We start from the raw sequence: 12,937 nt of genomic DNA, 5'->3' as shown, positions 1-12,937 counted from the left end.
ATTTACCGGCGCTGGCATGAACCTGCCCAAAGGTAAGGCAATCGGCGTAACTTGGCCCAAAGTTTAGAGATTACAGGAATTTGACGGCTTCGCGGATCGGGGATTGCCCTTTAATCAGGATCGCGGGGGCCCAAGTGGGAATAAGGCATTTCAAGATGACAGGCATCACGATGAAAGCGATCACGATCATTCAGGCCGCCGTTCTGGCGATGCTGGCTGTCTATGGCGCCTCCGCCGGTGCCGATCACACGACACTGTGCCATGGCAAACCGGAACCGGCCGCGCAGAGCTGCAAACTTTGATGCGTTGAGCCGTTGCCGCCGGGATCATCCCTCCGGGACGGAACGCGGCTCAGTCGTCCACGTCGTCCGGGTTCAGCAGTTCGATTTCGCCGACGTTGACGAGATCGCGGATCGCGTTGATCACGGCCGACATCGCCTTTTCCCCGACTTTCGGCTTCACCGTCCCCTTGTTGTCCGCCTCCTCGCGGATGTTTTCGGCCATGCGTTTCGACATGTTGGACAGGAGGAAGTCTGCGGTGCGGCGCTCCTCCTCGGTGTCGGCGGCGGCGATGGCCGTGGCAAGCAGGTCCGGGTCCACGTCGCGCGTGATCTTCGGCACGTCGATGGCGTTGAGCCGTTCGGGAATGTTGGCGAAGGTGAAGATCGAGCGGCGCACGGCTTCGGCGAACTCCGCGTCCTCCTCCTCCAGCCCCTGCAGAAGCTCGTCCCGCACGGCGCTGTTGGAGTAGTTGAGGATCGCGCCAAGCCGTTCGTTGGGCTTGGCGGTGAAGGCGCGGGGCGGCTCTGCGTCGATCTGCGCGGCAAGGGACAGGCCGATACGGTCGACGGCATCGGGCGTGACGCCGGTGGTCATCGACACCGCATAGCTGATCCGTCGCGCCTTGTCGCCGGGCAGGCTGGCCAGCACCTGCGCCGCCTTCGCCACGTCGATCTTCGAGAGCATGACAGCGGCAATCTCGATGCTTTCGGACTTCACCAGATCCTCGATCCGCTCCACCGGCAGCGCGTTGATGCGGTCCCAGGGATCGCCCGTCTGGCGCACGCCCGCCTCCTTGCGCAGGCGCAGCGCGGTACGCGGGTTGATCTTGCCATCGAGCGCAGACAATGCGCCCGCCATGTCGCCGGGGAAGGAAAGGCCAACCTTTTCAAGTTCTTCAGAGAACTCCAACACCACGGCATTGAGCGTCTCGCGGTCGATGTAGCGCATGTTGCCGAGCAGGATGGTCAGTTCGGTCTGGTGTTCCTCCGGGAGGGAGGCCAGCGGCACGTCGGCCCCCTCGTTCAGCAGGAACTGCACGATTATCGCAGCCTTTGCCCTGCGGGACAGCGGACCCTTGCGGCGTCCACCACCGGGGCCGGGCAGGGCAAGGGCAGGCATGTGGGACATTTCGGTCTCCGGGAATCTGATGCACAAACGCGTTGCGACAAGCGTTATCGCAGCAGAGTTTCCGGGGGGTTAAAGGTGATGCCAAACTTGTCCGTATAAATCGTATTGCCGGCTCACGTGCGCAATTCCGACGGAGGGTCTGGCCGGTCCGGGGACCGACCAGCTTGTGGGTGCCCTGGTTATCCGCGATCAGCCGGAAACGACGGTGCAGGTGCCGGTTTCGGGATCGTAGACGGAGCCTTCGGCGCAGGTCATGGCCTGGCTGGAGTGTCCGCTGCAGGCGGCGTAAACCGGAAGGACGGGACCGATCAGAAGGACGGCGGCAGTCAAAAGAGTCTTGAACGTCATGCGTGTGTATCCTCTTGTTGAGTATGCGGAAGGGTAGCACGACTCGGCAGCTTGCCCAAATCCTGATTGGCGGGCGGTGCGAAGACAGGGACTTCACTATCGCGTGAAGCGACTTTCACGGGCCGTTTCGGCGGGGCCGGTGTTGATGGGGATCACCAAAGCATAACCCCGATCAAGACGGTCCGAAGGATCATTCGGAACAAATCGAGGGCATTCAATCCATAAAGTCGCCATTTTGTGGATGGCCGGGAAAGCCTACCTTTGGATCAGCGAAACACGCCGGGACCCCGACGCCCGGAGAACAGGAGACCCGAGATGACAACCGCCGAACGCCTGCGCCGCCTGCGCGACAGCCTTTCCGCCAGCGACCGGATGCCGCTGGTCTTCCTTGGTCATGGCAGCCCGATGAACGCCATCGAGGACACGCAATTCAGCCGCGCCTGGACCGAGCTTGGCCGATCCCTGCCGCGCCCGCAGGCCATCCTCGTGGTCTCGGCGCATTGGATGACCAAGGGCACGACGCTGGTGGACGTATCGGCCATGCCCCGGACAATCCACGATTTTTACGGCTTTCCACAGGCTCTGTACGAGGAGAGTTACCCGGCGGCGGGCGATCCGGCGCTGGCGCGGGAGGTGGTGACGCTGCTGGCCAGCCACCACGGCGCCGAGGATGACACCTGGGGGCTTGATCATGGCGCCTGGGCGGTGCTGAAGTTCCTGTATCCGGGCGCGGATGTGCCGGTGTTCCAGGTGTCGATCGACATGACGCAGGACCTGCCGTACCATCTGGAGATCGGCGCCGTGCTGTCGCAGTTGCGGGACCGGGGCGTGCTGATCCTGGGGTCCGGCAACGTGGTGCACAACCTGCGCGCGATGCGCCCCGGTGGGGCACCGCAGGACTTCGCGCTGGAGTTCGACACGCTGTTCACGGAAAGCCTGGAGGCGCGGGATTTCGGGCGGTTGGCGGATCGCAAGGGGCTGGGCAGCCTGCTGACCATGGCGCACCCGTCGGTCGACCATTACATCCCGGCGCTGACGGTGGCGGGGGCGTCGGACGAGAAGGACGCGCTGACCTTCATGACCGACCAGATCGACCTTGGCTCGGTGTCCATGCGTTCCTTCGTTTTCCACGCGGCCTGAACCGGGACGGGACGAAAGCGCCACCGCGCCCGCCCGGATCGGGTGAACGCCCGGTGCGGTGGCGCAAGATTTCGTAAACACCCGGGCAGCAGCATGATTGCGCTTTTTGGAGGCGATCATGCGACAGAACACCATCCTGCCCAGTGGGCATACACGACAGACAACCATCGGAACGGCAGGACCTGTTTCGATGAGACAAGACACCGTGACGCGCCGGCCCGGGCCGCGCCGCGCCCTGCGGTCCTGAGACGGAGGGGCGGGCATGGCAACGCAACGGTTTCAGGCGGGGGGCGGCGCGTGGAGCGCGTCCAGCCGGATCACGGCGCAGGACGGCACCGCCGTACTGGTCACCAACACGACAACGCAGGACGTGTACTGGGCCATCACCGAAGATGACGCGGCCCCGGCCTTTGCCGTCCACCACGGGCACCCCGTGGCGGCGCTGGCGAGCCAGTCTTTCGAATTGCTCGACGGCGAGCGACTCTGGCTGGCGGCGAGCGGCACCGAGGCCACCTTGACCTTGACGACGGGAGCGGCGTGATGCGTGGCGGCAGGTTCGCCGGCGTGCACCTTCTGGACGGGCGGTTCGCGGCAACGCGGGTGCGGGCAGATCGGCCGTTCCACAGGGCCTTCCTGTCGGACTTCACCACGGACCTGTCCGGCCGCTTCACCGGCTCGATGCCGATCCGGTATGACCCGGCAGCCCTCTACACGAATGCCATCGCGGGCACCCGGGACTACCTCGGGGCGACGACTCCTGGTGCCGTCTACTTCGGCGAAGGCGCACCCGGGATGCGCTATGCCCAGACGGACTTCGCGGCGAAGGCGGGGCTCACCTATGAGGTCTACATGCTTACCGGCAGCCCGCAGTCCGTCAACGGCGTCAGCTACAGCGGCTACGCCCCGGCTTGCGATCTGACCATCAGCTTTCAGGACGGGGACACGGTCCTTGCGTCCGAGAAGATTGCCAACGTCACGGCCCCGGTGATCACCACCCTGACTTCACCGCCCGGAACAAACCGCATCCGGATGCACTGGTTGGTCAAGGGCACCAATCGCCCGCGGCCGTGGTGCATCTACACCTTGTCGGTTCTCGGTTTCGAGGCGGCGGTGCCGCGTCCGACGGTTTCCGATCACGACGTGACGGCGGCGGGAGTCTTCGTGCCGGTCGGCGGCGCCACCACGATCGACTATTCCCCCGTGGTCGAGGGAAACCCGAAAATGCGCGTCGAGGGCGACGTCGATGCCACCGTCAACGGCCTGTCGCTGACCGTGTCGCCCCGGACGCCCTGGATGGCGGAGAAGATCGACGTGCGGTTCGAGCGGGACGGCCTGCGCTCGTTCCTGACCAAGCCGGTCCGCGTGACTTCGGCGCCGAGCAAGGGAACAACGGTGCGCGACACCTGGCACGTCTGCGTCGAGGCGGGCGACGGCATGTCGCTCGACGCCATCTCGATGGTCCGGGACGGGTGGGGCATCGAGCCTTACACCGCTGAAGTGCTCACCAAGCCGGACTGGATGGAAGAGCACCGCAACGGGCATGTCTGGGGGCGGTGCCCGGCGGGCAGCCCCGGGCCGGATGTCCCGGTTTCGATCCGTGTGACCGACGGACTCGGTGCGCAGACGACCGTGACCTGGCCGGTGAGCCGGGTGGCCTTCGACCGCTCGGCTGCCGTGACCCTGCCTGCAGGGTCCGAAATCCGCGCGGGTGTCGATGCCAACCGCAATCCGTCCGGAGCGACGGTAATCCAGCTCGAAGCAGGCAGCTATACGGTCGGCAACACCTACGATTGGCGCTTCGACCCGGACAAGCCTCTCATCCTTTTGGGCGCGCCGGATTTTGGCACGGTGCTGAGCCGCTGGACATCGAGCAACGCCACGAATATCCGGTTCGAGAACATCGCTTTCGCGTGGACCTCCCTGCCGAACCCGGTGCAGGCGTCGGTTGATGCAGGGCAGCCGATTGCGCTGACCGATCTCAACCTGCCGGTCATGGAACTGAACGCCAGGCAGGCCGACGGTCAATGGACCGGCCACAGCTTCGTCAAGGGATGTACGTTCCGTGGCTTCGAACAGCCCGATCTGACCCTGGAAGCCGATGCGGTCTGGATCGTGCGCGATCTCGGCAACGGCAGCCATGAGAGGCAGACGCAGGGCAACCAGACGCATCCCTTGCCTGCTGCCGGCAGCCGGTACGGGGTAGCCATGTATGGCGGCGGACTGGACATCTCGGGCCTGTGTATCGTGATGGACTGTCACGCCACCCGAACCGTCATGGCCTACAACGTCACAGGCCAGATGAACGGACTCTTCGATTGCACGTCAAACCTCGTGCGCACCGACGTGCTGCGGATCGCCGGCTACAACGACGGCACCGTGATCGACGGCATGTCCCTCGCCGCCTACGATCCGGTCAAGGATATCTGCGCCTCGCACTGGGGCAACATGCGCGGCGACGGTCACAAGGACCTGATCCAGATCTTCGCATCGAACCTGCCGAACTCCCGGCATGGCGATCGCGTGCTGGTTCGCAATGTCCTCGGGCACACCAATGGCGAGGTCGAGGTCCAGGGCTGGCAGAACAACTACTTCACGGTCGGGGCGCAGTCCATTACCGACGACGAGCGGCGCGGTGCGCATGACTGGACGGTCGAGGGCTGTGCGCTGTTCCAGTCGAACACCCAGAACGGCACGAACTTCGCGACGGCGGGGGATCGGTACATCTTCCGCCGCAACGCGATCCTGCCCGATCCCGGCACGCACGACATGACGGCGCCGATGGCCAGCACCTGCATCACGCGCCTGAACGGGCTGACCTGCGGGCGGCTGATCGGGCACGCCGGGTGGTCGTTGTCGAATGTGACCGGCAAACCCTGGGACAGCGACGACGCAATCTTCTTCCGCGATCAGGGGATCGACATCCTGACGGTCATGCCGAACCTCGCGCGGACCGATCTTGTCTGGTTCGATCCGCGCGAGGCGGTAAAGGCGGGCGCTCAGGCCAGCGATGCCCGGTTCTGGGTCGACCCGGCAAGCCCCCACGCCCGCCATTTCCCGGCGTGGATGAGCGAAGGCGCCATGTGACCATCCGGCAACCGCGAGGCAGCGCAAGGTGAAACGTGGTTCTCGGTGACCGTCCGATCAGCGGGTGGGCCGGGCATCCGGAATTCGCGGAGCGTGCGAGACATCCGGATGCCGGTATTCCAGGGGGCTCTGTTGCTCAAATCCGGTGCGGGATTCATGTCGTAAATCCAGCGGGGGAGCCGGGAGCAGAGCTATACCGCGGTTCACAGGACCGGTAACCGGCAAGCCTGCAACGAAGCACTCATGCGCCGGAGCGCGCCGACGGTTCCCTGTCCCGAAGGCATTCCGAAGGAGCGTCCCGAGCGGTTCGACCGACTCCGAAACGAGCCGGGATGCCGCACCGACAGGCAGGCGTGGCCGCCAGAAGACCCACGGCGATGCGGCGCTCCAGCCCCGCCTTTCAATGACGACTGATCTGCTGGATCAAGCCGGCGAAGCCTTCGGACCATTTCCCGACCTACGCGCAGCCCATCCGCATTCCGGCAGGAGATGTGCTGCATGGGTTCCGCCCGACCAGGCCGGACGTCGTGCGCGGCGTGTCGGCATTGGCCAATGTCCTGTTGAGGCTTTCGGAACTCGACGGGCTGGAAGACGCGCTGCAAACCAATGCCAAGGTCGCGGCGCTGCTGTCCGTGATCCTGACGAACGAAAACGCCCTGGACGATGGCAGCGACGATCCGTTCGCGGAAAGCCGATGCGGTGGCCTTCCGCATGGCGGGCGGCGACCTTCCCGAGGCATCGCGGGAATTCGTCAACATGAGCCTGCACGACATGGCGTTGGACTCGCTGCAACGGTCGGGCGTGTCCATCCGTGGCCTTTCGACGGATGAGATTTTCACGCGGGCGGCGCACGGCACGTCCGACTTCCCGCTGGTGGTCAGCAACGCCATGGGCAAGGTCGCGCTGGACAGCTACCGGGCAGCGGAGTCGCCGCTCAAGCGCCTCGCACGGCAACGCACTCTGCCGAACTTCAAGCCGTCGCAGTCCATCCGCCTGGGCGAGATGGGCCGTCTGGAAGAAATGACGGAACAGGGCGAATTCACCCACACGTCGCGGGCAGAGACCGGCGAGTCCATTTCGCTCAAGACCTTCGGCGGGCCATTTCGGTTTCGCGCAAGCTGCTGATCGACGATGACCTGAACATGCTGGGCGACATGACCGCCGCAATCGGACAGCCTGCGGCGCAGACCGAATCCGACGAACTGGTCTCGATCCTCACCGGCAATCCGAACATGGCAGGCGGCAACCCGGTGTTTTTCGCTGCGCGGGGCAACCTCGCAGCGTCGGGAACCTCGATCGGCAGCACGGGCGACCTTGGCGCTCTGGACGTGGCGCGTCAGGCGATGCGCAAGACCAAGGGCCTCGACGGCAAGACCATCGTGGACGCCAAGCCCCGCTTCCTCCTGGTCGGGCCGGATCACGAGACCGCAGCCGAACAGCTTCAGGCGACGATCTACCCGGCGACGAAGGACGATGCGAACCCCTTCGCGTCCCGCCTCGAACTGGTCGTGGAACCGCGCATCGAAGATGACGGCTGGTGGCTGTTCGCGGACCCGTCCCCCGTCCCGGCGCTCCAATTCGCCTACCTCCAATCGGCGCAGGGCGTGCAAATCCAACGCAAGGAAGCCTGGACCACGTTGGGCATGGAATACCGCGCCTTCCTCGACTTCGGCTGTGGCTGGGCCGACTGGCGCGGCGCCTATCGCAATCCGGGCGACACATGATGGCGACGCTGGCCGAACGACTGGCCGAAGCTGAAAACGCCCTCCACGACCTGCTGCTAGGGCAACAGTCGGTGGAAGTGCGGGACAGCAACGGCGAGTCCGTCCGCTTCACCCCGACACGGGCGCGGCGCGCGTGCGCCTGTCGGGCTTCTGACCATGAGGGCCGCAGCTGAGAAAACCCGCGTTCTGCCGTTGCCCTGCGCCCGGCTGCTGTCTCGGGCAGAGGCTGCGGCCTAAGTTGGGCTAAGCCCTGTCACCTTCGACAGGATGATTGCCGACAAGATCATGCCCCCGGCGAAACGCATCTACACGCGCGTCTTCTGGGACGTGCGCCATATCGACTCGGCAAACGAAGACTTGCCCGGCGGTGCGGACGATGTGGTCTTGAACCCTTGGGACGACTGACAGGGGAGTCGGGATGAAATTCAGAGTGAAATATGTGGTCGAAGATACCGACCGGCACGGCAACGTGCGCCTGTATTGTCGCAAGGCGGGACAGCCGAAGGTTCGGCTGCGCGGTCCCTTCGGCTCACCGGAATTCCTGACGGACTATCGCCACGCTGCGAAGGGGCCGCAGCCGGTGAAGGGCGCGACCGAGAAACCGGGAAAGGTTGCGCCGGTCGTGCCGAAAAGCGTCCGGTGGCTCTGTGGCGAATACTTCAAGAGCGCGGGTTTCAAGCAGCTGGACCCGAGAACGCGGAAGGTGCGCCGCGCGATCCTCGAACGCATGTGCCAGCACAAGGGCGATGGGGACAAGCCTTTCAAGCGAATGGAACCGCGTCATGTCAGGTTGCGCCGCGATGAGCTGTCCGACCGTCCCGAGGCGGCGAACGGCATGGTGAAGGCGTTGCGCCAACTCTATGCCTATGCGGTGAAATATGATCTGCACGACCGCAACCCGGCGGCGTCTGTCGAGTATCTGCGGGGCAACCCAGAAGGCTTCCACTCCTGGACCATCGAAGAAATCGAGAAATTTGAGAACAAGCATGTTGTCGGATCTCAAGCCCGTCTCGCCTTGGCCCTTGCGCTCTACACCGTGCAGCGGTTGTCCGATCTGATCCAGATTGGACGGCAGCACACACGCGACGGCTGGCTGACCTTCACGCAGCACAAGGGGCGGAACCGCAATCCTGTGCGCATGGAAATTCCGATCATTCCCGAACTTCAACGGATCATCGACGCATCCCCCACCGGCGACCTCACCTATCTGGTGAATGAGCGTGGCACGCCCTGGACGGCGGGCAGCTTCGGCAACCGATTCCGAAAGTGGGCGCGTGAAGCGGGCCTTGATGATTGCCCCCTGCACGGGTTGCGGAAGGCGGCGGCTGCGCGGCTGGCCGAACTTGGCTGCACGGAATTCGAGATCATGGCGATCACCGGGTACCGGACCTCGAAGGAAGTGACGCGCTACACACGCGCAGCGCGACAGAAGACCCGCGCGGAGTCCGCTCTAAAAAGGCCGACAGATGGACAGAAATAGAACGAAAGTGTCCCACTTTGGGGACCGGTGCGAACGGGTGGGACAGAACCGCTATGCAACCCATTGAAAACAAATATTTCGTCTGGGAAGTGGTGCCCGGGGGCGGAATCGAACCACCGACACGAGGATTTTCAATTAGCCTTGTGATCCGCTCATGCTGTGTCAAGATCGCTCAACCTTCAACGTATCCGATTGCAAACATTGACTTTTGAGCATGGCAGATCGTCTCGACCTGTTTTATGCCGCAGCATTCAAGCTCACCGTTTCTGCTACCCCAGTGATACCCCGACCTCATACTCAACCCAGCGCGGTGCTCACCCGAGTGGCAAGACAACGAGACCGACACCAAGGTGTTTAACGAAGGCCAAGATAGCTATTGCGCCAAGCAGCCCGATAACTGAGTATCTGACTAGATACATCGTGACCTACTGAGCTTGGAGGGCTATGCCGCTCAGTTGCCGCTTTCCGGAACGCCTCCTGAAAGCACTAGAAGCCAATGTCTTGTTCAGACTCAGAGCGAACTGGTCTTGTCGATGTTGCAACATGAGAACTTTGGTCCGGAGTAATGTGTGGCCCCATGAAACGAGATGAAAAGAAATCAGACACGCTAAAAGATGTTACGCTAGCAGCACATTTTTTCGGACTTGAAAATACTACTTATCTTTCAGAATTACATGGGATGGTTCCGCTACCGGATAGCCCATTGATTGAAAGTGAAGGAGCCACAATTAATAGCATTATCGCTTCTGCGATTGAGAGGATATCGAAAAGTCGTGAGTGAAAATCTACTATACCCAGTCGAATACTCAGGGCGCCGCCCATTATTGCAACACAAAAAAATCACTGACGAGACAGGTTCTGCGCATTCCGAGTTCCTGAGGGACTATGCGAGGATATTGCACTCTCCAAGTTTTCGAAAGCTACAGGGCAAAATGCAGCTCTTTCCTGTTGGTGAGAGTGACGTACTTAGAACTCGCTTGACACACTCGTTGGAAGTTTCCGAAATAGCAATGAGAATTGCGTCGGTATTCAATAGTCAAATCCAGTTCTTTCGAGAGAACCCAATCGATCTACAGCTTGTCGCAACGGCAGCTCTCGGCCACGATTTGGGTCATCCACCTTTTGGGCATAGTGGCGAACTCGCCCTTCACCAGTTATCCCCTGACGGTAGCGAGGGATATGAAGGAAACGCTCAAACACTAAGAATCGTCACCCGCCTCGAGAACCGACTCACGCACAGCAACATTCGGAATAGTGTCCAAGCAGTTTATGATAATCCTTTTGGCTTAAACTTGACCTACAGAACTCTAGCATCTCTGATCAAATACGACGAAAATATTTTTTCAAGAATTGCGGTGATGCGCGACGAACACAACGCCGAAGGAAAGCCAACCGAAGACTTCGATAGGGTAAGGTCCGGCTCGCCGGTCAAAGGTTACTATCGTGATGACAAAAACATTGTTGATGACATAAAGTCTAATGTTCTTGGGCTGGGTTGGGAGGGCAAGAGTCTAAAGACGATAGAATGCCAAATAATGGATATAGCCGACGATATTGCTTACTCTACTTATGATCTCGAAGATGCAATGGTTTCAGGGGAGGTGCAACCTTTCGACCTATTGTCGTGTGATGACGATTTAGTTGATAAAATTGTTTTGGGCGTAAATTCCGCCCTGAAAAAGAGTGGGTACCGGGAGAATATTAGGCCAGTAGAGGTTATTGCTGTTCTAACAAACATCTTTGACCGAGTCCTTCATTTTGCGGACAGCCCCGGATATCAACTTTCTGACTTGGCCCATCGGGTGGTTTTTGTCGCACGTTCATACAGAGAAAGCAAACTGCATGCAAAGGATGCGATCATAAGGCGTCGGTTTACTGAGGCGTTGATTTCTAGAGCTGTTGATAGCCTTACGGTTGCGGTGGACGAAAAATGCCCTGTGCTTAGCAAAGTAAAAATACCCTTGGAGAATCTTCTCGAAATCGAATGTATGAAAGCGTTCAACTATAATGTTGTCATCGCCTCACCGCGCCTAAAGACCTACAATCATCGCGCGAAGGAAATAATCGGATTTTTATACGAAAAACTCAGTGATAATGGCGCAGAGGAGCTTATTCCATACGAGATGCGGCCGTATTTACAGCTGACAAAGGGTGAGCACGCAAGTTATCGTCGCGTAGTGGATTTGATATCAGGCATGACGGATGCTGATGCATTGTCGCTATATGATAAGCTCCGCTCGTCCAATCAACGTTCAATCTTCGGCTACTAGCAACTTTCGAACGGAATAGTTCTTGCCGAGTGCCACGATGTGACGATGCGTGAGGTTCTCTGGAAAAATATTGAGACGCTGCACGCTGAACTCGACATGTGGCTCGAAATCTTCAACACAGACCGATCGTAGTTAGACTACTGCAACTTGGGCAAAAATGCCCGCCGGAACCGTAGCGCCTGAGCTACTCCCCATCTTTTGGCCAGTTTCCGGGGTGGTTTAAGCTACTCTCTGCCCCTGCTGGTCGGTTTCGATCTGGTTGAAGTAGACCACGGCGGGCGGCTGTCCGCCATGGGCGGCGTGAGGCCGCTGGTGGTTGTAGAAGGTGATCCATTGGCCAACCCCGGCCTTCGCCTGCGAGCCCGTCTCCCAGGCGTGCAGATAGACGCACTCATACTTCAGGGACCGCCAGAGGCGTTCGATGAAGATGTTGTCGAGACACCGGCCCTTGCCGTCCATCGAGATCCGGGTGCCGATCCGTTTCAGCCGGTCGGTCCAGGCGAAGGACGTGAACTGCGACCCCTGATCGGTATTCATGATCTCGGGCGGGCCGAAGCGGTGGACCGCCTCGTTCAGCGCCTCGACGCAGAAGTCGGCTTCGAGCGTGTTCGAGATGCGCCAAGTCAGCACCTTGCGGGTGAACCAGTCCATGATGGCAACCAGGTAGAGGAAGCCCCGCCGCATCGGAAGGTACGTGATGTCGGCGCACCAGACCTGGTTGGGCCGTTCCACCCGCAGGCCACCCAACAGGTAGGGGTAGGTTTTGTGCCCCTTGGCCGGTTTGCTGGTGTTCGGCTTCTGATAAATCGGCATCAAACGCATGAGCCGCATCAGCCGCCGGATACGCTTCACGTTCACAGCGTGGCCCTCGTTCTGCAGGTGCCAGGTCATTTGTTGGACGCCGTAGAACGGGGTTTCGAGGAACTGCCGGTCGATCAGTTGCATGAGCGCCAGGTTCACTGCGGTCTCGCCCAGCGGTGCGTAGTAGAACGACGACCGCGAGATCGACAGCAGGCGGCATTGCGCCCCGACCGACAGCGTGGGGTGAGAGCGTTCGATCATCCCGCGCCTCACTTGCCGGTCCAAGGCTTGAGCTTTCTGGACAAAAAATCGTTGGCGACGGCCAGTTCCCCGATCTTGGCGTGAAGCGACCGCACCGTCTCCTCGTCGACCTCGGCCTTCTTCTTCCCGCCGCGCTCGAAAATGTCAGATGCGCCTTCAAGCAGCGCGCTCGCCATTGTTCTTGAACCAATGGCGCACAATGGCTCGCTCCACTGATGGATCATGGTCGGATGCACGCCGTATTCCGCGGCCAGCTCCGACACCGTGCGCTCGCCCTTCAGGGCTTCCAGCGCCACGCGAGCCTTGAAGCCCGCGTCATGGTTCCTGCGTTTCGACATGTTCTGATCTCCTCGTTCTTAGAGACCAGCAGACGTCAGATAGTAGCTTCCGTCACTGTCCGATTTTCGGGGAGGAGCTCA

General features: G+C 61.0%; 13 protein-coding genes and 2 pseudogenes. 12 read left to right on the top strand and 3 right to left on the bottom strand.

Annotation, left to right across the window (positions count from 1 at the left end; translation table 11 throughout):
- Positions 1-155 precede the first annotated feature (155 nt).
- Positions 156-302, top strand: a complete 147-nt coding sequence (locus ACP159_RS23520) for a hypothetical protein (RefSeq protein WP_425102169.1) — start codon at positions 156-158, stop codon at positions 300-302.
- A 49-nt stretch (positions 303-351) separates the two neighbouring features.
- On the opposite strand, the gene ACP159_RS23515 is transcribed toward ACP159_RS23520, so the two are convergent.
- Positions 352-1,410, bottom strand: a complete 1,059-nt coding sequence (locus tag ACP159_RS23515) for a flagellar motor switch protein FliG (protein WP_425102168.1) — start codon at positions 1,408-1,410, stop codon at positions 352-354.
- 189 nt (positions 1,411-1,599) lie between these two features.
- Entirely contained in the window at positions 1,600-1,758 is a 159-nt protein-coding gene (locus tag ACP159_RS23510) for a chitin binding peritrophin-A domain-containing protein (protein WP_425102167.1), read from the bottom strand.
- Positions 1,759-2,073: 315 nt separating this feature from the next.
- Between ACP159_RS23510 and ygiD the strand changes: the two genes are divergently transcribed.
- From ygiD to ACP159_RS23455, 11 genes and pseudogenes are all read left to right on the top strand, one after another.
- Entirely contained in the window at positions 2,074-2,898 is an 825-nt protein-coding gene (ygiD, locus tag ACP159_RS23505) for a 4,5-DOPA dioxygenase extradiol (protein ID WP_425102166.1), read from the top strand.
- 262 nt (positions 2,899-3,160) lie between these two features.
- A complete protein-coding gene (locus tag ACP159_RS23500; RefSeq protein ID WP_425102165.1) occupies positions 3,161-3,439 on the top strand; it encodes a hypothetical protein in 279 nt (92 codons plus the stop codon).
- Positions 3,439-5,982 carry a hypothetical protein gene (locus tag ACP159_RS23495; protein WP_425102164.1) on the top strand — a complete coding sequence of 848 codons (2,544 nt, stop codon included), beginning with the start codon at positions 3,439-3,441 and terminating at the stop codon, positions 5,980-5,982. Before ACP159_RS23500 ends, ACP159_RS23495 begins: the two co-directional genes overlap by 1 nt.
- A gap of 313 nt (positions 5,983-6,295) precedes the next feature.
- Positions 6,296-6,388, top strand: a pseudogene (locus ACP159_RS23490) (IS5/IS1182 family transposase); the annotation flags it as partial.
- Between the two features lie 4 nt (positions 6,389-6,392).
- A pseudogene (locus ACP159_RS23485) lies at positions 6,393-6,632 on the top strand (phage portal protein); the annotation flags it as partial.
- Between the two features lie 13 nt (positions 6,633-6,645).
- Positions 6,646-7,107 carry a hypothetical protein gene (locus ACP159_RS23480; RefSeq protein ID WP_425102224.1) on the top strand — a complete coding sequence of 154 codons (462 nt, stop codon included), beginning with the start codon at positions 6,646-6,648 and terminating at the stop codon, positions 7,105-7,107.
- 17 nt (positions 7,108-7,124) lie between these two features.
- On the top strand, positions 7,125-7,706 hold the full coding sequence (locus tag ACP159_RS23475; protein WP_425102163.1) for a hypothetical protein: 582 nt from the start codon (positions 7,125-7,127) through the stop codon (positions 7,704-7,706).
- The gene (gpW, locus tag ACP159_RS23470; RefSeq protein WP_425102162.1) at positions 7,706-7,879 is read left to right on the top strand and encodes a gpW family head-tail joining protein; all 174 of its coding nucleotides are present in this window, start codon (positions 7,706-7,708) and stop codon (positions 7,877-7,879) included. The genes ACP159_RS23475 and gpW overlap by 1 nt, the downstream gene beginning before the upstream one ends.
- Before the next feature lie 245 nt (positions 7,880-8,124).
- On the top strand, positions 8,125-9,186 hold the full coding sequence (locus ACP159_RS23465; protein ID WP_425102161.1) for a tyrosine-type recombinase/integrase: 1,062 nt from the start codon (positions 8,125-8,127) through the stop codon (positions 9,184-9,186).
- Positions 9,187-9,763: 577 nt separating this feature from the next.
- Entirely contained in the window at positions 9,764-9,967 is a 204-nt protein-coding gene (locus ACP159_RS23460; protein ID WP_425102223.1) for a hypothetical protein, read from the top strand.
- A complete protein-coding gene (locus ACP159_RS23455; protein ID WP_425102220.1) occupies positions 9,900-11,456 on the top strand; it encodes a deoxyguanosinetriphosphate triphosphohydrolase family protein in 1,557 nt (518 codons plus the stop codon). Before ACP159_RS23460 ends, ACP159_RS23455 begins: the two co-directional genes overlap by 68 nt.
- A gap of 219 nt (positions 11,457-11,675) precedes the next feature.
- Here the strand turns inward: ACP159_RS23455 and ACP159_RS23450 are convergent.
- A protein-coding gene (locus tag ACP159_RS23450; protein ID WP_425098180.1) for an IS3 family transposase occupies positions 11,676-12,856 on the bottom strand; the annotation gives its coding sequence in 2 pieces (ribosomal slippage) (positions 11,676-12,559 and positions 12,559-12,856; 1,182 coding nt in all).
- Between the last annotated feature and the right edge of the window lie 81 nt (positions 12,857-12,937).

It is taken from the genome of Tropicibacter sp. S64 (assembly GCF_049803835.1).
Classification (GTDB): Bacteria; Pseudomonadota; Alphaproteobacteria; order Rhodobacterales; family Rhodobacteraceae; genus Pacificoceanicola.
This window is presented reverse-complemented; position numbering and strand designations above follow the sequence as displayed.